The organism is Asaia platycodi JCM 25414 (assembly GCF_000614545.1).
Taxonomy (GTDB): domain Bacteria; phylum Pseudomonadota; class Alphaproteobacteria; order Acetobacterales; family Acetobacteraceae; genus Asaia; species Asaia platycodi.
In genome coordinates this window covers 82,597-106,467 of record NZ_BAKW01000007.1, presented here as the reverse complement: position 1 = coordinate 106,467, position 23,871 = coordinate 82,597, and the positions used below count along the sequence as shown (strand labels likewise).

Annotated in this window: 15 protein-coding genes, 1 tRNA gene and 6 pseudogenes; 11 read left to right on the top strand and 11 right to left on the bottom strand. The window is 61.0% G+C overall.

Translation table 11 applies throughout. The annotated features are described in order from the left end of the window. Positions 1-164: 164 nt before the first annotated feature. Together JCM25414_RS21610 and JCM25414_RS21605 are read right to left on the bottom strand one after the other, a co-directional pair. Entirely contained in the window at positions 165-677 is a 513-nt protein-coding gene (locus JCM25414_RS21610; protein ID WP_159101726.1) for a penicillin-binding transpeptidase domain-containing protein, read from the bottom strand. Next, positions 599-1,330 (bottom strand): transglycosylase domain-containing protein, encoded by a 732-nt coding sequence (locus tag JCM25414_RS21605; RefSeq protein ID WP_081775837.1) that lies wholly within the window; start codon positions 1,328-1,330, stop codon positions 599-601. Before JCM25414_RS21605 ends, JCM25414_RS21610 begins: the two co-directional genes overlap by 79 nt. An 11-nt stretch (positions 1,331-1,341) precedes the next feature. Between JCM25414_RS21605 and JCM25414_RS07745 the strand changes: the two genes are divergently transcribed. Beyond that, positions 1,342-1,551, top strand: coding sequence for a hypothetical protein (locus JCM25414_RS07745; protein WP_025841262.1), 210 nt, complete (start codon positions 1,342-1,344; stop codon positions 1,549-1,551). A gap of 38 nt (positions 1,552-1,589) precedes the next feature. Here JCM25414_RS07745 and JCM25414_RS07740 read toward each other — a convergent pair whose 3' ends face one another. The 6 genes and pseudogenes from JCM25414_RS07740 to JCM25414_RS07700 all read right to left on the bottom strand — a co-directional run bounded on the left by JCM25414_RS07740 (position 1,590) and on the right by JCM25414_RS07700 (position 14,983). After that, the gene (locus tag JCM25414_RS07740; protein ID WP_148300991.1) at positions 1,590-4,988 is read right to left on the bottom strand and encodes an alpha-2-macroglobulin family protein; all 3,399 of its coding nucleotides are present in this window, start codon (positions 4,986-4,988) and stop codon (positions 1,590-1,592) included. Further along, entirely contained in the window at positions 4,949-6,580 is a 1,632-nt protein-coding gene (locus tag JCM25414_RS07735; RefSeq protein ID WP_025841260.1) for an MG2 domain-containing protein, read from the bottom strand. Before JCM25414_RS07735 ends, JCM25414_RS07740 begins: the two co-directional genes overlap by 40 nt. Positions 6,581-6,755: 175 nt before the next feature. Next, entirely contained in the window at positions 6,756-7,673 is a 918-nt protein-coding gene (locus JCM25414_RS07730; protein WP_025841259.1) for a Gfo/Idh/MocA family protein, read from the bottom strand. A 205-nt stretch (positions 7,674-7,878) separates the two neighbouring features. Continuing rightward, positions 7,879-12,395, bottom strand: a pseudogene (gene gltB, locus JCM25414_RS18280) (glutamate synthase large subunit). Positions 12,396-12,400: 5 nt separating this feature from the next. Beyond that, positions 12,401-13,859 (bottom strand): annotated as a pseudogene (locus JCM25414_RS18275) (NAD(P)-dependent oxidoreductase). Positions 13,860-14,035: 176 nt separating this feature from the next. Continuing rightward, positions 14,036-14,983: a complex I NDUFA9 subunit family protein gene (locus JCM25414_RS07700; protein WP_025841254.1), complete on the bottom strand. Its 948-nt coding sequence runs from the start codon at positions 14,981-14,983 to the stop codon at positions 14,036-14,038. A 112-nt stretch (positions 14,984-15,095) separates the two neighbouring features. Here JCM25414_RS07700 and JCM25414_RS07690 point away from each other — a divergent pair. The 8 genes and pseudogenes from JCM25414_RS07690 (at position 15,096) to JCM25414_RS21595 (ending at position 21,014) form a co-directional block, all read left to right on the top strand. Then, a tRNA-Leu gene (locus JCM25414_RS07690) sits at positions 15,096-15,182 on the top strand. 69 nt (positions 15,183-15,251) lie between these two features. Beyond that, positions 15,252-15,899 (top strand): ribonuclease D, encoded by a 648-nt coding sequence (locus JCM25414_RS07685; RefSeq protein ID WP_025841253.1) that lies wholly within the window; start codon positions 15,252-15,254, stop codon positions 15,897-15,899. A gap of 127 nt (positions 15,900-16,026) precedes the next feature. After that, entirely contained in the window at positions 16,027-17,061 is a 1,035-nt protein-coding gene (locus JCM25414_RS07680; protein WP_025841252.1) for a KpsF/GutQ family sugar-phosphate isomerase, read from the top strand. After that, entirely contained in the window at positions 17,058-17,825 is a 768-nt protein-coding gene (lptC, locus tag JCM25414_RS07675) for an LPS export ABC transporter periplasmic protein LptC (RefSeq protein WP_025841251.1), read from the top strand. The genes JCM25414_RS07680 and lptC overlap by 4 nt, the downstream gene beginning before the upstream one ends. Beyond that, a pseudogene (locus JCM25414_RS27005) lies at positions 17,825-18,806 on the top strand (LptA/OstA family protein). The gene lptC and the pseudogene JCM25414_RS27005 overlap by 1 nt, the downstream one beginning before the upstream one ends. Continuing rightward, positions 18,803-19,578, top strand: a pseudogene (gene lptB, locus JCM25414_RS18265) (LPS export ABC transporter ATP-binding protein). Before JCM25414_RS27005 ends, lptB begins: the two co-directional pseudogenes overlap by 4 nt. Before the next feature lie 6 nt (positions 19,579-19,584). Beyond that, entirely contained in the window at positions 19,585-20,418 is an 834-nt protein-coding gene (locus JCM25414_RS21600) for an RNA polymerase factor sigma-54 (protein WP_051535754.1), read from the top strand. Then, positions 20,409-21,014, top strand: coding sequence for an RNA polymerase factor sigma-54 (locus JCM25414_RS21595; protein ID WP_051535753.1), 606 nt, complete (start codon positions 20,409-20,411; stop codon positions 21,012-21,014). The genes JCM25414_RS21600 and JCM25414_RS21595 overlap by 10 nt, the downstream gene beginning before the upstream one ends. 26 nt (positions 21,015-21,040) lie before the next feature. On the opposite strand, the gene JCM25414_RS07645 is transcribed toward JCM25414_RS21595, so the two are convergent. The 3 genes from JCM25414_RS07645 to JCM25414_RS07635 form a co-directional block, all read right to left on the bottom strand. Then, on the bottom strand, positions 21,041-21,403 hold the full coding sequence (locus tag JCM25414_RS07645) for a RidA family protein (protein ID WP_051535752.1): 363 nt from the start codon (positions 21,401-21,403) through the stop codon (positions 21,041-21,043). 1 nt (position 21,404) lies between these two features. Next, positions 21,405-21,659, bottom strand: coding sequence for a DUF1150 family protein (locus JCM25414_RS07640; RefSeq protein ID WP_025841246.1), 255 nt, complete (start codon positions 21,657-21,659; stop codon positions 21,405-21,407). A gap of 97 nt (positions 21,660-21,756) precedes the next feature. Then, positions 21,757-22,254 carry an Hsp20 family protein gene (locus tag JCM25414_RS07635; protein WP_025841245.1) on the bottom strand — a complete coding sequence of 166 codons (498 nt, stop codon included), beginning with the start codon at positions 22,252-22,254 and terminating at the stop codon, positions 21,757-21,759. A gap of 187 nt (positions 22,255-22,441) precedes the next feature. On the opposite strand from JCM25414_RS07635, the pseudogene def reads away from it, so the two are divergent. Further along, positions 22,442-22,976: pseudogene (gene def, locus JCM25414_RS18255) on the top strand (peptide deformylase); the annotation flags it as partial. A 12-nt stretch (positions 22,977-22,988) separates the two neighbouring features. Continuing rightward, a pseudogene (gene fmt / locus JCM25414_RS18250) lies at positions 22,989-23,864 on the top strand (methionyl-tRNA formyltransferase); the annotation flags it as partial. Positions 23,865-23,871 lie beyond the last annotated feature (7 nt).

The window sequence follows — 23,871 nt, the reverse complement described above, 5'->3', positions numbered from 1 at the left end:
CACAACGGCCCAATCTCCCCGCAGACCCGCCGCCCAGGCGTCGCGTTGACCGTAGGAAGTGCCGGTCTTGAATGCCACTCTGCCCTCGCCAGTTTCGACACGCCCTTTAGGCAAGGGCGTACCACCCAGAATTGACAGGATCTGTCGGCTTGCCCGTGCTCCGATCAAACGCGTGCCCGGCGCCGTCTCGACCGGCCAGCCGAGACTGAGCGGGCGCGAGACCCCCTGATTGGCAAGAGCAACATAGAGCCTGCCGAGATCGAGCGGTGTAATACCGACGCCGCCCAGTGCAAGCGCGAGGCTCGGCGACGTATTGGGCGCAATCTCAGCCCGATACCAGCGGCCTCGAGCGTGCCTGCAAAATAGCCCGCTCCGATCATGTCCAGCGCCCTTACGGCTGGCAGATTATAGGAGCGCTGCAACGCCGTGCGCACTGTTGTCGTGCCATGGAAGATACGGTCATAGTTGCGTGGCGCGTACCCACCGAAATGGCTGGCCCGGTCCTGAATGATCGTATCCGGCGCCAGAAGACCAAGCTGGAAGGCAATGCCATAAATAGCGGGCTTCAACGCCGAACCGGGCGAACGCCACGCAGTGATCATATCGCCCGCACAACCGGAACAGCCATTACCCGCATTGCCTTGCCAGGCGGCAATACTCCCGTCACGGCGAGCCACAAGAACGGCCCAGGTTCCCCCCGGAGGCGGAGGGTTTCGCGAAGGATACCGGCAAGACTGACCTGAAGACGCCGGTCTATCGAAGACTGGAACACGCCGCGCACGCCCTTCCGCCACTGCCAGTTCAATGGTCCCGGTGCCTCATGCACCAGATGACCGATATGCAGCGCATAGGGCATCGCACCCCGACGCACCCAGCCTTCGGCGGGCTGCCTGGCCAGAAGCCGCGCCACCTGCGCGCGGGCGGCGAACGGGTGCCTGTCAGGACGCAGGCTTTCAGGGTGGCGCGCCATTACGATCAGAAGCGCGGACTCCTCGGCGCTCAGATGCAGGGGTTCGTGGCCGAACCAGAGAAGAGCCGCTGCTCTGATCCCCTCGATATTGCGGCTTTCCGGCGCAAGGGTGAGGTAAAGATCGAGCACCCCCTGTCGACCGTAACGCCATTCGAGTTGAAGCCCGCGCAGCATGTCGACAATCTTGCCTCGCATCGTGTGCCGATGCGGGGTGAGCAGACGCGCGGTCTGCATGGCCAGCGTCGAGCCGCCCGAAACGATATGACCCCGGGACGCGAGCTGAAATCCGGCACGCAGAAGAGAGAGCGGATCGACCCCCGGATGGATCCAGAAGCGCCGATCTTCCACCTGCAACAACAAGGCGAGATAGCGTGGATCGACCGCTTCGCGCTGCGTTGCAAAACGCCATGCGCCATCCGGCTTACGCGCCCGTCGAGCAGCTCGCCCCGCATATCCTGCATGAGCAGCGCCTGCTGCTCTGCACGCCGCATATCGGGCGGGAAAAGCCGGTCAGCGGCGCAGAGGCCGCCCGAGAGACAGAGCGCCGCGACGGAAACCCCACCCAGCGCGCGCCGCCATGACCGTCTGCGGCGCGAGTGCATTGGCTGGTTCGGCGCGCTCATCGTGGCGCGATGACGATCCGCCCAGCGGCGTTGCGGCCCATGAGAGCCGGGCTGAAACGATCGCGCACGACTGTTTCCGGCATCAGGAACTGACCCGGCGTGACAGCACGCACGATATAGGCGAGCCTGAATGCATTGCTTCCCAGGATACGCGGCGAAGCCGGACGATAGGTGCCCCCCCTCAGATCGAAGGCCGCGAAGAAACGATCGTCCTTGAGGGCGACAGCGCTGGTCTGGCTCGTCTCACCAAGGAAAGAAGGGCCAGCCTGGGGGTCCGGCGCATCTGAATCGTTTTCTTCCTCCCGACCGCGCACAACGCTTTCGATCTCCCAACCCGCAGGCAGCAACTGGGTCAGGACGCAATGATGCAGGTTACGGTCCTGAGACTCCCCTTCGATCACCACCATAAAGCGATCATTCTGCCTGCCCGTGGCAGGGTCGTAGGGCGTGCCGTCGAGCGTTACGGTCGAGACCCTGACCGCAAACCCGTCTGTAATCGGCTCAGGTGCTTCTTTCGGCGTGCCCGTAATTGTCACGGTCATCCAGAGCGGCACCGTGCCGGTATTGGTGAGTTTGGTACCGTCAAGCTTGGCAGCATCCGGATTGACAGCAAAAGGCAGCCCGATCGGGCGTGGCTGGTCAACACCGTTAACCGCGATACCGCGCGCCGGATCAGGTTTGTTCATGGCTGCCCCGGCCTCAAGCAGAGAGGTCGTTGTCGCATTGCTGATCCACGATACGGGAACATCCAGCAGACCGAAGCGATCGGTAAGTTTCTGCGCAAGCCCGTTATTGCCACTCTCTGCTGCCAGCGAAACCAGTCCGCCGAGATCGCGCAGATAGACCCAGTAGAAAGGGTCCATAAGCGTCGGTCGGCCGGAGCGCGTTGGGCCAAGCGCGTCAACGGCCAGACCGAAAAGCGTGTTGCTCATCGGGCGTTCATTGCCCAGAGCCAGACCGCCCGCCAGGTGACCGAGCGCCAGAGAGTCAGCAAAAACGGCCTCGCTGGCGTTGCTTCCCCAGACGATACGCTGTGTCCCACCGACAGCGCGAGACGTGGCGCTATCGCCCAGAGCGCGCAGGGCTGACGTGTCGAGACGGCCCGCACGCGCCAGAACATAAAGTGCGTAAGCCCTGGTCTCGGGCGTGACGGCATTTTCGGAGCGGTCATCATGACGGTCCTCGATGCCGGGGCTCTGCACCTGAGAGGTCACTAGCCAGTCGAGCGCGTGATCGAGCGGGTCTTGAGGAACGGCGTATCCCGCCTCTTTCGCGTGAGCCAGAAAATCGACGACATAGATCTGCTCCCAAGGGAGAAGCCGCCCATCGTTCAGCCGCCAGGAACCGAAGCGCCCTCCGGCGTCCTCGCGGTCAACGAGCATGGAAATGGCCGTATCGATCCTCTTCTGGGCGCCTTCAGGCACGGTGAGACGCGCCAGCGCATCATGCCCCTTGAACGCCAGTAGCCCACGTGCCGAGGCGGCAAGACTTGTCGTGTCATTGCCATAACCCGCTTCGAGGTTCTGGAGCAGGGCAATGGTGTTGAGCCCATGCACGCCGGAATAGCCCAGCGTGACCGCTGAACTTCCCGCTTCGAAAGGCGCAAGCAGCGAGGCCGAGGCCTGATAGCTCTGGCCCGGATCCTGCTTCTGCTCGCTCGATTGCGTGATCGGAAGATGGCCGGGGCGAACCTGCAGATCCCAGCTACGCGTCAGCATCACGCGACCCTGCTTGTCGGCAAGCCTTGCGGTCAGATGGGCAATACCCGACTCACCGGCCTGCATCGTGGTGGGGAAAGACTGGCGAGCGCCCTTTTGCAGATCGGCATCGAATGTCGCCGGTCCGGTGAGATGGATCGGCCCATTACCACTCAGTGTCACCGCATAATGGCCCGCTGCCCCTTCGGTATTGACCAGCGACACGAGACTGGTCGCGACATCGCCCGGCGCGAGGAAGCGCGGCAAGGTCACATCGGCAAAAACAGGATCGCGAACGAGCAGATCGGATTCTGCCGAGCCGAGCGCATCGTCCGACCATGCCGTCACCATCAAATGCAGGGTGCCCTCGAAATCGGGCACATCGAGCGGGATACTGGCATGGCCGCTGTCGTCGGGCGTGATGATCCCTGAAAAGAGCGAGACGATACGCGTCGAGGTAACAGACAGCCCGCCACCATCGCCCCCCTCGTCACCGCCTTCGCGCAGCAGACCCGCCTGACCGACCGGCGTCATCAGATGAGCGTAGCTGTCTTTCACATCGAGAGCGAAAGCGCGACGCCCGTAAACCAGATCGAACACATCGGGCAGCTTCCATTGCGTCAGGGCAAGAATGCCCTGATCGACAGCGGATACGACGAGATGCACATGCTTGCCACCCTGAACCGTCAGAGGCAGCGTGGTTCGCATCTGAGGGCGAATGACCGGTGGCGTTTCGATTGCCAGTTTCAGACGATGCGCCGATTGATCGAGACCGATATAGGCAAGTCCCACGGCACGCGAAGGCTCATGAGCCCGAGCCGGGGTATCGAGCGGACGAAACGCCGTAACGAGCACATAAGCGCCGCCCGGCCAGTCAGCTTGTGCCTTGACCGGGATGTCGAGCCCATTTCTGGGCAGGATCACCGTCTTTGCGCTTTGTACCTTGTCGGTCGCAATCACTATCTGTGCTTCACCGGCAAAGGGTGCCTGCACATGCACGATTGTCTGCCCACCGACCGGCAGAACCTTGTCACGCACGGACAGGCTCAAGCGATCCGGTGCATTTGGCTTCTCGCTGCTATCGGACCACCAGCCAGAGGTGAAACGCTGCGAACTCGCCGCATTCGTTTCTGGGTCTGTCAGGATCATACGATAACGGCCGCTATCGATCTCGGGGGCAAAATGCGCTCTGCCCTGCGCATCGGTCTGCACCGTGCCATGCTGGAGGGGTTCATCGATAACATGACGAACGAAATGCCAGCCGCGTGATTCCGAAATCCAGTCATAGGTTTCATTTTCGCGCACGAGCGTCCAGGTCAGGGCACGTGAGGCAATGGGTTTGTTATCGGGGTTGAGGGCAATGACGTCGACCGGCACTGGCTGGGTGGCATTCTCGCTCCCCATAGGTGGAGAGACGACACGCACCCCGATCATGGGCCGATGGCGCTGGATCGGCAGGGTGAGCGTTTTACTGACGCTGCGACCGGAGGGATCGAAAAGGCTCAGCCTGATTTCGGCCTTCAACGGCAGTGTCAGCCCCTCAGGCAGATCGGGCGAGATCTCAATCTTCGAGAGCCCGGCGTCATCCGTGTCAGGCACGGTGACGGATTGCTGATCCGGGCTGAAATTCTGGGTCGCGAGACCGAACACAAAGTCTTTCAGGCCCGGCACTGGCTCTTCATCTCGAAGGATGCGCACCAGCCTTCACCATGCAGATGTGCGGCAGGCGCGCCGTAGAGATACCTTCCCTCAAGCGCGACGGAGAGTTTCTCTCCCTCGATCAACACGTTTTTGCCCGGCTTCGCGTCAACGGCGATAGTCTGCGGCACGAAATCCTGCACAAGGACGGAAGCCCGTCCGACGGGGGGGGAGGTCGGGTCGACATAGGCCTCGAGTGACCAGCTTCCCGCTGACGCACTGGGGGAAAGGGTAAAGCTGTTGAGGAATCCCCCGTCTTCCTGCGGCTTGAGCACGAGCGTCTGCGCCTTGACGCCATCGGGACGACGCAGGATGACTGTTAGCGGCAGTGTGCTGAGCGCCTTGCCCTGCGGATCGCGCAGCAGGATGGTCGTGTTCACGCTCTCACCGGGACGATAGATTCCGCGATCGGTCACGATCGCGGCCTGCTGGGCGTCCGGTGCCTCATGACCTTCCGCCCCGCGGTCTGAAAAATCAAACCAGGCCTGTGTCAGCGAAACGGTGGTAAAATCGCCGTTCGGGCTGGTCGCGAGAAGCGAAACGGGCTGATCGGCGCCCTTCCCCCGGATCAGTCCAGCGGCAAAAACAACTTGACCCTCGCCATCGCTTACCGCCTTGCCGAGATCGTCTCCGCCCTGCGACACAAGACGCATCGTCACGCCCTTGAGCGGAAGGGCCGTCGATAACGCCCGCGCATAGACATGGAGCCCGTCCTTGCCACGCATTGTGGTAAGGGCCGTATCGCTCACATTCACCCAATGTGCAGCAATCGGCAGACCGTAATCGTCATTATCGTCTGAACCACTCGACACTTTCGGCAACGGCGCGGCAATGCGGCTGTCGCCTCTGGGCGTATGGGCGTTCTCTGCGGTTACGAGATAAAGGCCCGGCTTTTGACCCTCGATCAATTTCGCAATCGGAAAGGCCGTCACAACGCCCGCATTACGCGCGCCCTGCGTCTCGAGCGTGCCCGACCAGACCTGGCTGAGGCGAGTGCTGCGCAGCCGCTCGAATTCGTAAGTTTCGAGCGAGGTTTGGGTCGTGTCCACCCGTGGATACGAATCCTGAATGCTCATGCTCTGAGTCGCATTGGGCGACAGGCGCCAGACACTCAGGCGCACGCTTTCCATATTCACGGTCTGGACATCGAGCCCCGCAGCGCTCTTGCGCGGTAGAATGAACCCCTCACCGGCAAGGCTCAGGCTCGGCGTGCGATCACCGGTGGCCATACTCACAGAGACGGGATCGGCCAGCACACGGCCCTGCGCGTCATGAATACCGCTGCTGAGCGTGACCTTGTAGCGCGTGCTCCAGGCCAGACCGCCAAGACAGAGATCGTGATCGCTGACCTTGATATCGGGACGCAGACTGGGCGTTATCTGCACATGATCGGCATAATGCGGCCCGGCCTGACTATCGAGGGCCGTTGCGAAACGCAGACAGAATTCCGGGGTTTTACCGCCTGTGTTGAGCAGGGTGCGCCGAAACTGCATCGGCTCTGCCAGAGAGGCGGTGCTGCAAAGCAGCGTAGCCGCAAGAGGCAGGGCGACAGCGACTGCGCCTAAAGATCGTTTCTGCGCCGATTTTTTCATCAATTTTATCCAGGACCGCGAAATACCGTCCTGCCTTGATGACAATCATTCAGAAAACCGACAAGTCTCCTATGCCGTGTTTTCCGGCATTATACCCATGGATGTGATCGTCATTTGATATTTTGAAATAATAACGAAGAATAATTCTACTTTAGTTTCATATTCTATGTAATCATTAGGAGGCATTTTTCCTGTGCCCGAACGCTAGTGCATCGGTCACCAGATCGAGCGCACGCAGATCGAGAGACGACTGCCCCGCTCGAATCAGAGAGGCGAAGTGACGATAAACCTTAACATATTCGCGTGTATGCGGCAGCGCGATCTCGCTGGAACCGACACGAAGCCGCGCTCCTCCTTCTGACAGGGTAACGTTTTCTCCTTTTTCGGCATGCCACACGATTTCCCATATCTCGCTCGCCGCTTCATGCCGCCAGTCAAACTCTGCTGTCACAGGCAGGCCGGTCACGCTGCCGCGCATCGCCAGCGTAACTTGAGACGGTGCCTGCTGATCGCCGTAAAAAGACAAGAGGGCGGTCTCGTAGAGAAGTGTTTCGGGCGACACTGCACAGAGGATGGAGAGCGCATTGATCCCCGCATCGAAAACGCCCAGCGCCCCGGCACGCCATAACCAGTCGGCACCGGGATGCCATTTATCAGCATTTTCCTTCCAGACCACCGTCACGCGCTCGATGGCCAGCGCAGGCAGTATTTCCCTGAGTGCCGGAATCGAGGCCGCATAGACCGAGTGCCAAGCAGCAAAAAGGGTCAGCCCGCGCTGCTCGGCCAGACGGGACAATGATTCAGCCTGAGAGCGGGTGACGGTAGGCGGCTTTTCGAGAAGCACATGCCACCCCGCAGACAAGGCCTCATGGGCCAGCGCATAACGCAGGTCAGGCGGTGTGCAGAGCGCCACGGCATCGAGCGCCAGATGGCTCTGCCTGAGTTCGGCAAGAGACGCAAAAACCGGTACGTCCAGCGTGACTGGTGCAGGCGACACAGCAGCCACGATCTTAAAATCGGGGTCGTCTTCGAGAGCGGGAAGATGCTGCTGGCGGGCAATCTGCCCGATCCCGATAACGGCTATACGGATCATCCGCGCTTCAGTCCCCAATCGCCTCCGCCATGACCATCACCGGAGCGAGACCGTGACCCTAACCCAAGAAGGAAAGAGAGAATAATAAGGAAACAAACCCAATTCATGGGCAAATGGTTATCGATCCGTCGCAGTCGCGCATAACCCATAAAAAACGCCGGTATCGCACGATACCGGCCTTTTGCTGCATTCATGATGCTGAAGATCAGGCTGAAAGTGCCTGCGCCTCCTGCGGTACTTCATAACCGATGATGCGGGCGTAATCGCGCGGCACAACCTGCCAGAAATGCGGCAGGACACGGTCCCAGCGATGAAGCAACTCGGCGGCATAGGCGCTCCCTGTCTCATCGGCATGACGCTGCACGAGGGAGCGCAGGGTCTCTTCCCATGCGCTACCGGCCTCGACGCGGCCCCAAAGCAGGGTTTCCGGATTCACGCGCGCTTCGAAAGCCTCGTTCTTGTCGAGTACGAACGCCATACCCCCGGTAAAACCTGCCCCGAAATTATCGCCGATCTGACCGAGGATCACGATGGTACCGCCGGTCATGTATTCGCAGCCATTGGAGCCGCAGCCTTCGACCACTGCCGTGGCGCCGGAGTTACGCACGGCGAAACGCTCACCGGCCTGACCCGCCGCAAACAGCGTACCCGCCGTCGCACCGTAAAGCACCGTGTTACCGATGATGGCATTCTCTTCCGAGCGCCAGGGCGCGTCGGAGACGGACGCACCACGATGGTGCCGCCAGACAATCCCTTGCCGACATAGTCATTGGCGTCACCCACCACGTCGAGCTTGAGCCCCTGCACGGCAAAGGCACCGAGAGACTGACCGGCAGAACCGCGCAGACGCAGGGTAAGATGGCCTTCCGGCAGGGTCTTCATGCCGAATTTGCGTGTGATCAGCGAGGACACACGCGTGCCGATGGCACGATGGGTGTTCTGCACCGTGTAGTGCAGATGCAGCTTCTCGCGATGATCGAAAAGTGGCGTTGCATCGGCGATGACCTGCGCATCGAGCGTCTCAGGCACCTCATTGCGTCCCTCACGGGTGCAATAACGCGCATCTGGTCCTGGGTCGGCCTGAACCAGCAGCGAATTCAGATCCAGATCGTCAAGATAATCGGCGCCACGCGAAACCTGACGCAGCAGATCGGTGCGCCCGATGATCTCTTCCATGCTCTTGAAGCCAAGCTCGGCCAGGATGTTACGCACGTCTTCTGCGATGAAGGAGAAGAGATTGATGACCTTCTCCGGCGTACCCTCGAACTTGGCGCGCAGGGCTTCGTCCTGCACGCACACGCCCACCGGGCAGGTATTCGAATGGCACTGACGCACCATGATGCAGCCCATGGCCACGAGCGCAGCCGTGCCAATACCGAACTCCTCGGCGCCCAGCATCGCAGCCATCACCACGTCACGCCCGGTCTTGAGACCGCCATCGGTACGCAGCGTCACGCGATGGCGCAGACGGTTGAGCGTCAGCACCTGATTGGCCTCGGTCAGCCCCATTTCCCACGGCAGACCGGCATATTTGATCGAGGATTGCGGGCTGGCACCCGTGCCGCCGCAATGGCCCGAAATCATGATAGCGTCGGCCTTGGCCTTGGCCACACCGGCGGCAATGGTGCCGATGCCGGTACGGGCGACCAGCTTGACCGTTACGGTTGCTTCCGGGTTGATCTGCTTCAGATCGTAGATGAGCTGCGCCAGATCCTCGATCGAATAGATGTCATGATGCGGCGGTGGCGAAATCAGCGTTACACCCGGCGTGGCGTGGCGCAGCTTGCCGATGAGTTCCGTCACCTTGAAGCCAGGCAACTGCCCGCCTTCACCGGGCTTTGCGCCCTGTGCGACCTTGATCTCGATCTCGCTGCAATTATTCAGATACTCGGCGGTCACACCGAAACGACCCGAAGCGACCTGCTTGATCTTGGAGCTGGCATTGTCGCCATTCGCACGCGGCGTGAAGCGCGACGCATCTTCGCCACCCTCACCCGAATCCGACTTGGCACCGATGCGGTTCATGGCAATGGCGAGCGTCTCATGCGCTTCTGGCTGAGCGCCCCCAGCGAGATGCCCGGCGCCACGAGACGACGACGGATTGCGGTGATGCTCTCGACATCCTCGACCGGGATCGACTCACGAACCCGGCGGAAATCGAGCAGATCGCGCAATGCGGTTGGCGGCTGGCGACGCACGGCATCGGCATAGCGCTTGAACAGCGAGAAGCTGTCAGTAGAAACGGCAGTCTGGAGCATGTGGATCAGCTGACCACCAAAGGCGTGAACCTCGCCCTTGCGACGCAGCTTGTAGAGGCCGCCGATCGGCAACGCATCGACACCACCGGCATAGGCGGTTTCATGGGCCTTGAGCGCATTGCGCGCCAGACCCGGCAGGCCGATGCCGGAAATGCGCGAGGGCATACCGGGGAAGAACTCTGCCACCAGCGCACGGGACAGACCGATGGCTTCGAAATTATAGCCGCCACGATAGGCCGAGACGATCGAGATGCCGGATTTCGACATGATCTTGAGCAGCCCCTTGTCGAGCGCCTTGCGATAACGCTCGACCGCCTCACGCAGTGAGAGATCACCGAACAGCCCGCGCTGCAGACGATCAGCTATGCATTCCTGCGCCAGATAGGGGTTTACGGTCGTGGCGCCCACGCCCACTGTTACCGCCATGCCATGCACGTCCATCACGTCGGAGGACCGCACATTGAGCGAGGTGAAAGTGCGCAGCGACTGACGCACGAGATGGATATGGACGGCAGCAGTCGCGAGGATCATCGGGATCGCAACGCGTTCTTCATTCTGCCCCTCATCGGAGAGGAAGAGATGGGTACAGCCACCACGCACGTAATCTTCGGCTTCATGGCGGATACGGGCGATGGCATCGCGCAGTCCGGCTTCGCCATCGGCCGCACGGAAGGTACAATCGACCGTCGCGCCATCCTTGCCGCAGAAATTACGCAGCGCCTCGAATTCGCCTGTGGTCAGCACCGGGCTCGGGAGCTGAAGCAGATCGCATTGCTCAGGCGACTGGTCGAGGATGTTTCCCAGATTGCCCAGACGCGTAACGAGACTCATCACGTTCATTTCGCGCAATGAATCGATCGGCGGGTTCGTGACCTGGCTGAAGCCCTGACGGAAATAATGAGCCAGCCCGCGATAGGTGCTCGACAGCACCTGAAGCGGCGTGTCGTCACCCATCGACGATGGCCTCTGCCGAGGTCTCGACCATGGGGTGGAGAATGGTCTCCAGTTCCTCATGGGTGAGGCTCATGGCCAGCTGACGACGCCGCAGCTGATCGGGAGTGAAAAGTACCGGCTCGGCGACGTCACCACGCACCACAGAGCTGATATTGCGGATATTCTTGGTCCAGGACGTAAAATCCTGACGCTCAGCCAGAAGATCGAGCAGTTCCTGCGGCGCATAAAGCTTGGCTTCCTGCAGATCGAGACCGAGCGTTTCCCCCGGCCCGAGACGCCCCTTCATGCGGGTATTATCGTCCTTCACCCGCACCATGCCCGCTTCGGACCCGACGATCAGCAGATCGTCCTGGGTAATGGTGTAACGCAGCGGGCGCAGTCCGGCGCGGTCGAGACCTGCCACGATCCAGCGACCATCGGTCGCGCAGATGGCGGCCGGACCGTCCCAGGGCTCCATCACGGCATTGCAATAGGAGAACAGCGCACGATGCTTGTCTGTCATGGACGCACTGCCACCGGCGCTGGCCGGTACCATAAGCGTCTTGGCCATGGGGGCGTCACGACCGGCATGGGTGAGCAGCTCAAACACATTGTCGAACATCGCCGTATCCGAGCCCGCAGCCTGAACGACAGGCTTGAGGTCGTTCATATACGGGTCGAGCTCGGCATTCGCGAGACGGGTCTCATGGCTGCGCATCCAGTTCACGTTGCCCGAAAGCGTATTGATCTCGCCGTTATGCGCCAGACGACGGAAAGGCTGGGCCAGCTTCCAGGTCGGGAAGGTGTTGGTCGAATAGCGCTGGTGGTAGATCGCAAAGCGCGAGACAAAACGCTCGTCGAGAAGATCGGGGTAGAAATCCGTCAGATTCTCGGCAAGGAACATGCCCTTGTAGATAAGCGAGCGGCAGGAGAGCGAACACACATAGAGATCGACATGCGCTTTCTCGGCAGCCTTCTCGATGCGCCGACGGATCACGTAGAGATCGCGCTCGAACTCGGCCTCGGAGCGGTTGAGGCGATTACGCACCATGATCTGCTCGATCTCGGGTCGGGTCGCATTGGCCTTCTCGCCGATGCAGGCCGTATCGATCGGCACTTGGCGCCAGCCATAAATGCCATAACCGAAATCGAGAATTTCGCTCTCGATGATCGCGCGACCTTCTTCCTGCGACGCCAGATCGGTCTTGGGCAGAAAGATCATGCCAACGGCGATGCGACCCTCGATATGATCGTCACCTGCACTGTGAATGGCCTCTGCGAAGAAATCCTGCGGGATCTCGACATGGATGCCCGCGCCGTCGCCGGTCTTGCCATCGGCATCGACCGCGCCGCGATGCCACAGCGCCTTCAGTGCGGCGATACCGGCCAGAACCACATCACGACGGCGCTTGCCATCGAGAGCGGCCACGAGGCCTACGCCGCAGGCATCGCGCTCCATGGTCGGATCGTAAAGGCCTTCGAGGGCACGAACATTGTCCTGATAGGACTCGATATAGCTCTTCTCGGTCATGGCTCTTACTCCGCCGCTACCAGTCGTGCGGCCTGATCTGCTGTCGCGTTCTCTTTTGCAGAGAGGAATTGGTGCATTTCTGCTGCGGCTTCACGTCCGTCACGAATGGCCCAGACCACCAGAGAGGCGCCGCGCACGATATCGCCGCCTGCAAACACGCCCGGCACGCTGGTCTCGAAGCGACCCGGCGTGACTTTCAGCGTGCCCCATTTGGTGACGGCCAGTTCCGGCGCGTTCACTCGCCCGGCAGGTCTTCGGGATCAAAACCGAGCGCCTTGATGACGAGATCGGCCTGAATGACGAAGCTGCTATCGGGCATCGCCTCGACGGACTGACGACCCGACGCATCGGGCAGCTCAGGCGCATTTTATGAGCGCGTACGCCATTGACCGTGCCATCGCCCAGAAAAGCCTCAGGCGCGGCGAGCCAGGCGAAATTGACACCTTCTTCCTCGGCGTTTTTCACTTCCTGAACCGAGCCTGGCATGTTGGCGCGATCGCGGCGATAGAGGCAGGTCACCTTCTCGGCGCCCTGACGGATGGAGGTGCGCACGCAATCCATGGCCGTATCGCCACCGCCTATGACGACCACATGCTTGCCTCGGGCGTGCAGAACGGCGTCGTCACCGGGCGTTTCGTCGTAACCGCGACGGTTAGACGCCGTGAGGAAGTCGAGCGCCTGCACCACGCCGCCCAGACCGCTGCCCGGCACGGCAACCTCGCGCGAACGATAGACGCCCGTGCCGAGGAAAACCGCGTCATGCTTTTCGCGCAGGCTCTCGAACGATGTTTCACCCGCACCGCCGCCAATCGGCGTGGAGAGATGGAACTCGATACCCTGCGCCTCGAGCAACTCATGGCGGCGCGCAATGACGTGCTTTTCGAGCTTGAAGCTCGGGATGCCGTAGACCATCAATCCGCCGATGCGGTCGTGTCGGTCATAAACATGAACCTGATAGCCCAGAGCGCGCAGCCATTCCGCCGCTGCCAGACCAGCAGGGCCAGCGCCAACGATACCGACGCTCTGGGGGCGCTCCTGTGACGGCTGGCGCGGCTTTACCCAACCCTTGTCAAACGCCGTCTCGGTGATGAATTTCTCGACCGCACCGATGGTGACGCTTTCGAAATCCTTCTCGATGACGCAATTGCCTTCGCAGAGACGATCCTGCGGGCAGATGCGACCGCAGATCTCGGGAAAGGTATTGGTTGCCGAAGAGAGACGATACGCCTCTTCCAGACGGTTCTCGGCGGTGAGCTTCAGCCAGTCGGGGATATTGTTACCGAGGGGGCAGTGCACCGAGCAGAAGGGCACGCCGCATTGCGAACAGCGGCTCGCCTGCTGCTCGGCACGCTCGACCGCAAAGCCGCGATAAATTTCACCGAAATCCTCACGTCGTTCGGCGGCCGCACGCTTCTCAGGCATCTCCTGCGGCAATGAGACAAACTGCAGCATCCGTTCGGCCACGTCACGTTCTCCCTATGGGCGAGCAGGCGCAACAAGCGCCTCTCGAAAACATGACGCAGAGGTAAGACAAGGCGAAACGGGCGATAAGTCATCAATGCTGACTTATCGCCCGGCTTAATGACGTTTTCACGCGAAAAACATCGGACACCCCAGAAAAAAGGACCGATACGGACCATTTAGTTGAGAAGCGTTCTCAACACGCTGATTTGGCTCAGATATTCCGGCGCCCGATCATAAACGCTCTGCGGCACGACTCCCAGCGTTTGCAGCGTAGCAGCACCGGATGTCACGATATTATCTTGCCCGAGCATGGCGAGCTGGTCTCGCGTCAGCAACTTGCCCGGCAGATTTTCGAAGATCCGCGCCTGCGCCATCGCCACCCCGTTCAGTATCGCCAGCAGGCGCGGCTTACGTCCCACCGAGCGCGCAACAAAGGCCATGATCTCTTCCATGCTCATCTGATCGGGGCCACCCAGTTCGAACACCCTCGCGCCAGCGTCTGACGCACTGCCCTCGCCCGTCAGACACAGCCGCGCGGCCGTGGCGACGTCTTCGACGTAAACGGGCTGCAGACGGGTCTTGGGATAATAGACAGGGAGAACAGGCAAAAGCTTGGCCATCACCCCGAACATGTTCAGAAACCGGTCCTGAGGGCCGAACACCACGCTCGGGCGCAGAATCGTCGCCTCCGGAAAAGCGTCCCTCACCCGCTTTTCGCCTTCGGCCTTGCTCTTTCCGTAAAGTGACGGCGCATCCGGCGCAGCACCGATGGCTGAAACCTGAACAAAACGCGTCACCCCGGCACGGCGCGCGAGCTGGGCGACCCTGCCGGGAGCTTCGGCATTGATTGACTTGAAACGCGCCTTGCCGCTCTCAGTCAGGATGGACACGAGGTTGATAGCTGCGGTCGCACCGTTCAGCGCCGCCTCGACCGAGCTGGGATCGGTTACACTGGCATAAACGGGCAGGATCCCGCCTGATGGCCCCTGCGCCACCAGCGAGGCGGCCTTATCTGGAGCGCGCGACGCCACGCGCACCAGATGCCCTTCTGAAGCAAGCTGGCGCACAAGCTCACGACCTATAAAGCCATTCCCACCGAAAACGGTGACGACAGAGCGTTGCATGAAATTTTTCCTCTTTTTTTTAGAGGGGGTGTTGACGCCCCCGACACACACCGGTAAACGCCTCTTCACCGAACGGGATGCCGAAAAAAGCGGCGCCCCGGACAGCCTCTGAGCCCAGATGGCGGAATTGGTAGACGCGCAGGTTTCAGGTACCTGTGTCCGCAAGGACGTGGAAGTTCGAGTCTTCTTCTGGGCACCATACGAAAAACGGAAAAGCCGACGAGAAATCGTCGGCTTCCGTTTTTTCTAGCCCCAGGGTTCCCAAAACATGGCCGCACCAAGTGCTTCGATCCACCTATATGATGGTGATCTCCCCGATGATTTCGATCTGGGTCCGGTTGTCGCCGTCGATACCGAAGCCATGGGCCTCAACCCACATCGCGACCGCCTTTGCCTCGTGCAGCTCTCCGCCGGTGATGGCGAGGCGCATCTCGTGCAGATTCGCCCAAAATCGCTGGGTGGCCGCTACGAAGACTGCCCTAACCTCAAGGCCCTGATGTCGGACGAGAGCGTCACCAAGCTGATGCATTTCGCCCGCTTCGACGTGGCACTGCTTCAGCACGCACTCGGTATTACCGTCGCCCCCGTGATCTGCACCAAGATCGCTGCGCGTCTGGTGCGCACTTTCACTGATCGTCATGGCCTCGCGCATCTCTGCCGTGAACTTCTGGGGGTCGATCTGGCCAAGCAGCAGCAGACGTCAGACTGGGGTTCCGAAGTGCTCACCCCCGAGCAGCTCAGCTATGCCGCTTCTGACGTGCTGCATTTGCATGCGCTCTGGGCAAAGCTCGAGGCCCTGCTGATCCGTGAGGGCCGCCGCGAACTGGCACAGTCATGCTACGACTTCATGCCGGCTCGGGGGCATCTCGATATTCTCGGTTATGAAGAGCCCGATATCTTCTCTCACCGCGCCTGATTATTTGCCCGGGCCGACGCCAGAACCCGCATGGCTTCCCTCTCCATCCGCGCAGTGCCACAGAAAGGCCTTGCCCGGATGGAACTTCGGTGATTGACCTCAGGCCAGCAAAGCGGGAAGAGAACGCATGACCGAGCTTCCCCTATCCGGCTCCCGTCTCGTGACCGCCCCGGAAAATGGCCCCAGTTCTGCGCTGGAAAGCGCCTGCGCTACGCTCTCTGCGGAAATAGCGGGGCTTACCGCCCTGCAATCGGCGCTCATGGCGCCGGACACCCTGAGTCGTGCCTTTGCTGACGCCATCGCCCTGATCGCAGGCACCAGAGGCCGCGTTGTCGTCTCCGGCATCGGCAAATCGGGCCATATCGCCAAGAAAATCCAGGCGACCTTCGCCTCTACCGGCACGCCCGCTTTCTTCGTGCATCCTGCCGAAGCCGCTCATGGCGATCTCGGGATGATCGATACGCAGGACGTGCTGCTTCTGTTGTCGCAATCGGGCGAAACCAGCGAGCTGGCCGTCCTGCTCGAATATGCCGCACGCCATGCTTTGCCCGTCATCGGCTTGACCTCTTCACCCGACTCAACGCTCGCCCGTGCCAGCACGATCGTTCTGCACCTCCCTCGTGCGCGTGAAGCCTGCCCCATGGGGCTTGCGCCAACGACAAGCACGATCATGCAGCTGGCCCTGGGCGACGCCATGGCGATCGCCCTGCTTGAGCGACGCGGGTTTACCGCGACCGACTTCAGCGCCTTTCATCCGGGAGGCAAGCTTGGAGCCTTGCTCAAGCCTGTCAGACGGCTGATGCATGAAGGGGACGCGATGCCGCTGGGCAGGTCGGACATGACCTTGTCGAATGTCATCATGGAAATGACGCGCAAGGCGTTCGGCTGTATCGGCATCATTGATGACGACGGCGTCCTCATCGGGCTGGTGAGCGACGGCGATCTGCGCCCCGCCCTGACGCGTCATCTCGACGAGGCGACCGCAGGTGAGATCATGAACCGCGACCCGATCACCACAAAAGGAGACGTCCTCGCTCAGGAGGTCATCCATCTGATGACGGCGCGGCGGAAGGCGATCAACAGTCTTTTCATCCTCGATGAAGCTGGTCGCCCGGTCGGCATCGTGCGCCTTCACGACCTGCTGCGAACGGGGATCGCATGACACAGACCTCTCCCCCAGACGAGCGCAAAAAACCGCAACGCGAAGATTTCGCCCGTGACGCCGCCAAGCTGGCTGCCCTGCGCGACGCCATGCGCGAGCAGGGACAGGCGAGACAGCGCGCCATTCCTACCTCATCCGATCTCGCGTCCCGTCGTCGCCTGCTCGATACCGCGAAATGGGCTCTGCCTTTACTCGCCGCCCTGCTTCTGGGCTCGATTGCCGTCTGGCCCGAAATCGCACGCTGGCTCAGCGCCAATCGCGCTGTGATGCAGGAAATGGCCCAGATGCGCGTCGAAAGTGGCAATCTGGAAGGCGCGATCTATCGCGGCCTTGATGCCCATGATCGCCCCTATATGGTAACGGCTCGTATCGCCCATCAGAACGGCCCCGACCGTATCGATCTGGTCGATCCGGTTGCCGACACCCATATGGCGGGAGGCGGCTGGGCCGAGATCAAGGCGGATAAGGGCGTGTACATGCAGCATCAGCAGACACTCAACCTTACCGATCACGTCGTGCTCTATCGCGACGACGGCACACTGCTCAACGGGCTCACTGCCGATATCGACCTGCATCGCAGCGTCATTTCCTCGAATGACTGGGTGCATGCCGAAGGGCCATTTGGCATCCTCGACGCACAAGGCTATTTTATCGACCAGCACGATAATCTGCTGCAATTTGTCGGACCGCAACGCGTCATCCGCAATGATGACCGTCAGGATGCCATGCCTGCTCTTACTTCACCCGCACACAAGGCCCCATGATGCGTCGCCTCATCCCTGCCCTGACACTGACTTCGCTTCTGGTGGGTCTGCCGCTTCCCGGTGCCTCGCTTTTCGGCTTTTCCAGTTCGCAGGCACTGGCTCAGGCCATCGACATGTCTCATGGCGAGCAGGTTCAGATCAGCTCGGCTGGCCCCCAGACCTATGATCACGATGCCCAGACGGTCACTTTCGTCGATCAGGCGCGCGCCATACGCGGCGATGTGACCATCGACGCCGACCAGCTTATCGGCTTCCTGCGCAAGAAGGCTCCGGATCCGAACGCTCCGCCGCCGAACGATACCAAGACGGATGGTCAGAAGAGCGACGGCGATGGCGCCATGGGGGGCTCGATGGAGCTGTACCGCATGGAGCGATCGGGCATGTGCATATCTACACAACCACCGATCAGGCCTGGGGCGACAAAGCCCTTTACGACATCGATCAGGCCGTTCTGGTCATGACCGGCAAAGCGCTCAAACTGACTACCCCTCAGGATGTCATGACGGCGCGCGACGTGATGGAATATCATGCCAATACACGCATGTCGGTCGGGCGTGGCGATGCCACCGTCACCACCAATGACGGCAAACGCATCAAGGCAGATGTTCTGGTGGCTTTCAGCAAGCCTGACAGCGCGGCGCCTGCCCCTGCGAGGGATGCTGCCAGCCCCAACGGTGTTCCGGCACGGCGCAACGTTCGTCCAAGCTCGACCGCGCCTATGCCTGGGGGCATGTCATGCTGCGCACACCCAACGAGACCGCGACTGGCGACCGTGGTGTCTATGTGTTCGACACGCAGATGGCGCGCCTGATCGGCCATGTGCATGTAACCAGCGGCCAGAACCAGAATAACGGCGCCTCGGCCATCGTGAATATGAAAACGGGCGTTGCGATCATGAATCCGGCACCGGGCCAGCGCGTCGAGGGTATGGTCATTCCCAATGAAGCCTCGAGCAGCAAGCCCGGAGACACACATCCATGAGCGATAACGAGACCGTTCTCCTGCACGAAATCATGGACGACCCACAGGTGCAGACGGGGCTGATCGCACACGGCATCGGCAAGAGCTATAAAAAGCGCCAGGTCGTTCGCAATGTGTCGATCCAGGTGCAGCGTGGCGAGGCTGTCGGCCTCCTGGGGCCGAACGGCGCAGGCAAGACGACGAGCTTTTACATGATCGTCGGGCTTGTCCAGCCGATACCGGCACGATCACGCTGGATGGCGCCGATATCACGCAACTGCCGATGTATCGCCGTGCGCGTCTGGGTATCGGTTATCTGCCGCAGGAGGCCAGCATCTTCCGCGGGCTGAATGTCGAGCAGAATATTCTCGCCGCTCTCGAAGTGGTCGAGCCCGATTACGACCATCGCCAGACCATGCTCGACGGGCTGCTGGCCGAGTTCGGTATTTCGCATCTGCGTCATTCACCGTCTCTCGCTCTTTCTGGTGGTGAACGGCGTCGTCTGGAAATTGCGCGCGCGCTGGCCAGCCAGCCCAATTACATCCTGCTCGACGAGCCGCTTGCCGGTATCGATCCAATCGCCGTCGGTGAAATTCGCGATCTGGTGTCTCATCTCAAGGATCGCGGCATCGGCGTGCTGATTACCGATCATAACGTTCGCGAAACCCTTGAGGTCATCGACCGGGCCTATATCATGCATTCGGGCCAGGTGCTGATGGAAGGCATCCCCGAGGAGATTGTCGCGAATGAAGACGTACGCCGCGTCTATCTGGGAGAAAACTTCTCCCTCTGATTTCTGATGGCGCGCCTCTCCCTTCAGGCGCGCCAGACCACCGGTCTCGTCATGACCGGTGCGCTACAACAGGCCATAGGGTTGCTGCAGCTTTCGAATCAGGAGCTGCTTTCCGAGCTGACGCTGCTCGCCGAGTCCAATCCGCTCCTGATCGTCTCGCTTCCCGAAAACGATACACTGCCTGCTGCGGAGATCTCGCGTAACCTGCGCGACGACGACCTGCCACACGATCTCGAGCCAGAAGCACCCGAGATGAGTGACGGGTCGTGGGAGGACGACCCTCTTCTGCGTCATGGCGCCTATGACAGCGAAGAGGCTTCCTGCCGCGAGCCGGCGGCGCCCTTGCCCACGCGGCTTGATCAGTTTCTCGGCCAGATCAGACTTCGTTTTGAGACATTACAAGAGCAGGCCATCGCCCTCGCCCTCGTAGAGGCACTCGACGACTCAGGACGGCTCGAGACGCCCATCGCACAGCTCGCGACCTCACTCGGCGCCTCGCCATCCCTGATCGAATCCGTGCGCAAGGTCATGCTGCTCTTCGAACCCGTGGGCTGTTTCGCGCTGTCGCTGACCGAGTGCCTTGCCACTCAGTTTCGAGCCCGCAATCGCTATGATCCTTCCGTTGCGACCCTGCTCGATCATCTGGACTGGCTGGCGCGCGGTGAGCATGACAGAGTGAGAAAGGCCTGCGGCCTGGATGCAGAGGATTATGCGGAGCTGCTGCAGGAACTCAGGGCTTGCGAGCCACGCCCCGGCGGCGCTTCATCAGCGGGTCGGAACCGGAAACCGAGCCCGATCTCTTCATTACCCTGTCTCCGGGCGGCCCTCTCGTGTCGCTGAACCCGGCAACCTGGCCACGACTTGCGATCGACGAGGCGCTTTATCGGCGCCTACTCTCCGATCGGGAAGATACCCGTCGTTACGCGCAGGAGAAACAGGGGGAGGCTACCGCGCTGCTGCGCGCCGTCGAACAGCGCGCCCGGTCGCTCATGCTCATCTGTCTGGAAATTGCGCGTGTGCAGACCGGCTATCTGAGCGAAGGTGTTACCGCCCTGAAACCGCTCACCCTGTCGCAGATTGCCGAGAAGACCGGAATGCACGAGAGCACAGTGAGTCGCGTGACGGCTTCACGTCTGGTCGGTACGCCAAGAGGCGTCATGCCGCTGCGCAGCTTTTTCTCAACCGGGTTGGGTGAGGAAGGCGAGCAGGCCAGCGCGGACGCGATCAAGGCCCGCATAAAGCAGATCATTGGGGAAGAAAAACCCGACTCAATCCTCTCGGACGATGCGGTCACGCAGAGACTGCAGGAGGTCGGACTTTCCATTCAGAGGCGCACAGTTGCCAAATATCGAGAGGCTTTAGGCATCGCCGGGTCAGCGCAACGTCGGCGGGACCGCAAACTCAAGGCGCATCTCGCCGGGGCTGCGACGGCTTAGAAAGACCTTGACCGCAGCGCCGAAAGTCAGAGTGCCGCGACAGCCGTAATCTCTACCGTCCAATCCGCATTGACCAGTCGCGCCTCAACTGTGGCACGTGCTGGTTTATGCTCGTGATCGAGCCAGGCATCCCAAGCGCGATTCATCGAATCGATCTCTGAAATATCGGTCATGAAGATCTGGACGGAAAGCAGGCGCGTCTTGTTCGTACCCGCTTCCGCCAGAAGCGCATCAATCTGACGCAGGATATCTGCCGTCTGCCCCTCGGTATCGAGAGACGGGTCATCGGCAACCTGTCCCGCCAGATAGAGCGTATTGCCGTGACGGACGGCCCCGCTTAGGCGATGCTCTTCTGCAAAACGCAGGATATCAGGATTGGTCTGGCTCATTTCAGTGCACCCACGCTGGGACCATCTCGTGATCGACGATGGCCTCGAACGCACTCGACCGATCTTCGGCCAGCGCCATTGGTGTGCCATCGGCGGCGTGAATGGCAAAGGCAGCCTCACCCTCATAGACGACAGGTTTGACATAGGCGACCCGGCTCATGCCGAACTCCTTGAGGTCCTGATGCGTCATGCGACGCAGATCCGATACCGGTGCCTGAACCTTACCCGCTTCTTCGTCGTGGACGGTTTTGCTCATGATAACTTCTTTCTTTCGGTTCGACCCGGAAAACACGGACCGACTGGGCCTGTAGCCCGCTCTCTTCAGCTGCGCCTGCACACGCTTTGCGACGGATCTACTCGTCGTCGAGATCGCGTATGGCGCGGCTGCGGCGCGGCTTGGGCATCTCGATATGGGTTGCCCGCGACACGGGGTGGTCGCGACGCCCCACACTGATCTCTATGCGCTTGACCCGCACTTCCGGCTGGGGACGCAGCAGATCGATATGCAGCAATCCGTTATCGAGCCAGGCCTCGCCGATCTCTATATTCTCCGCCAGCACGAAGGCTTTCTGGAACTGGCGCGCCGCGATACCGCGATGCAGAAACACCCTGCCTTGACTGTCATCGGTCTGACGGCCACGGATCACCAGCTGATTATCTTCCTGGGTGATATGCAGATCATCCATCACGAAGCCGGCGACGGCCAGAGTGATGCGCAACGTGGTCTGGTTCAACTGCTCGATATTGTAGGGCGGGTAACCGTCAGACGCCGTTTTCGACGCCCTCTCGAGCATCTGCTCCAGATGATCGAACCCCAGAAACATGGGTGATGTAAACAGACGGCCTGACATGCAGCCTCCTCCATGAGCGAGACGGTAGCGCGATCGAGCCCGTAAGCGGCGCCGGATCACTTTCCCGATATGGTCATGTTTCGCCCCCTGTGCAAGCCGCCGCCATACTTCTCCGGCCTTGAAGGCGATAACGTCTGCGGGTTTTGAACTGGTTTTCTGCCCTGCGAGTCGTTACATCCCCAGCATCATGACAGCGCTCTCTTTCCTGACGGACATCGAGTCCATCGCCCCTACTCCGATTCTGGTCGCCCCCCAGCCCGTTCTGCGCGCCGTAGCGCGCGAAGTGACGGCAGACGATATGGCGCTGGTCAAATCGCACCTGCCGGCATGTTCTCGGCCATGTACAAGGCCCCCGGAATCGGTCTCGCCGCACCGCAGATCGGCCTCGGCATGCGCTTTGCTCTCGTCGACGTGGCCGATGAGGGTGAACGCAATCCTCTGGTGCTGATCAACCCCGAGATCATCGAAGAATCCGAGCAGCTTGCCGCACGCGAAGAGGGGTGCCTCTCGCTGCCCAATCAATATGCCGAGGTGGTCCGTCCGCTCAGTGTTCGCCTGCGTTATCGCACGCTCGACGGTGCCATTGAGGAAATGGAGGCAGACGATCTGCTGGCGACCTGCATCCAGCATGAGATCGACCATCTCACGGCATCCTATTTGTCGATCACCTCTCCAAGCTCAAGCGCAACATGATCATGCGCCGCCTCGCCAAGGAACAGAAAGGCGCTGACACCATGCGTCTGGTTTTCATGGGCACGCCGGATTTCGCAGTGCCGGTATTCGAGTCCCTTCGGGCCGCCGGGCATGAGATCGTTCATGTCTATACCCAGCCTCCGCGCCCCGCAGCGCGGCAAGGCGTTGCGTCCCTCCCCGGTGCAGAATGCCGCCGAACGGGCTGGCGTTGCGGTACGTAGCCTGTCAAAATAAGGAACAATGAGGAGGAGCAGGCGTTTTTCGAGTCCCTCGACGTCGATCTGGGTATCGTGGTCGCCTATGGGTTGATCCTGCCTCAGCGGATGCTCGATGCCCCCGGACGGGGCTGCCTCAACGTCCATGCCAGTCTGTTGCCCCGTTGGCGCGGCGCCTCACCTATCCAGTCTGCGCTGCTCGCTGGCGATGCCCGTAGCGGCATTTCCATCATGCAGATGGATGCCGGGCTCGATACGGGCGACGTTCTGGCCGAGGCGGCCCTCGATCTTGCCCCGGACGAGACGGCCTCTACCCTGCATGACCGCCTGTCCTTTCTCGGTGCCGAATTGCTGATCGAAACGCTACGGCGCCCCTTTGCTCCGGTGCCGCAGCCCGAGCAGGGCGTGACCTATGCCGAACGTCTGACCCGTGAAACGGGCCGTATCGACTGGCGCAACCCTGCCGAAATTCTCGACCGGCAGATCAGAGGGCTGACGCCCTGGCCCGGGGCTTTCACCACACAGGACGGTATCGTCCTCAAGATCGGGCAGGCCCGTATCGTGGAAGGCTCGCATGCGGCAACGCCGGGCGCCGCACTGGACGATTCGCTGACCATCGCCTGCGGTAGACACGCGCTCCGGATCCTGACGTTGCAGCGTCCCGGCAAGGCCATGATGGCGGCGTCCGACTTCCTGAGAGGAACGCAAG

Coding starts and splice junctions, on each gene's coding strand:
- JCM25414_RS21600 (WP_051535754.1), top strand. CDS start 19,585: ATGGCGCGCCTCTCCCTTCAGGCGCGCCAGACCACCGGTCTCGTCATG.
- JCM25414_RS07685 (WP_025841253.1), top strand. CDS start 15,252: ATGGCCGCACCAAGTGCTTCGATCCACCTATATGATGGTGATCTCCCC.
- JCM25414_RS07680 (WP_025841252.1), top strand. CDS start 16,027: ATGACCGAGCTTCCCCTATCCGGCTCCCGTCTCGTGACCGCCCCGGAA.
- JCM25414_RS07735 (WP_025841260.1), bottom strand. CDS start 6,580: ATGAAAAAATCGGCGCAGAAACGATCTTTAGGCGCAGTCGCTGTCGCC.
- JCM25414_RS07730 (WP_025841259.1), bottom strand. CDS start 7,673: ATGATCCGTATAGCCGTTATCGGGATCGGGCAGATTGCCCGCCAGCAG.
- JCM25414_RS07635 (WP_025841245.1), bottom strand. CDS start 22,254: ATGTCAGGCCGTCTGTTTACATCACCCATGTTTCTGGGGTTCGATCAT.
- JCM25414_RS07645 (WP_051535752.1), bottom strand. CDS start 21,403: ATGAGCCAGACCAATCCTGATATCCTGCGTTTTGCAGAAGAGCATCGC.
- JCM25414_RS07700 (WP_025841254.1), bottom strand. CDS start 14,983: ATGCAACGCTCTGTCGTCACCGTTTTCGGTGGGAATGGCTTTATAGGT.
- lptC (WP_025841251.1), top strand. CDS start 17,058: ATGACACAGACCTCTCCCCCAGACGAGCGCAAAAAACCGCAACGCGAA.
- JCM25414_RS07640 (WP_025841246.1), bottom strand. CDS start 21,659: ATGAGCAAAACCGTCCACGACGAAGAAGCGGGTAAGGTTCAGGCACCG.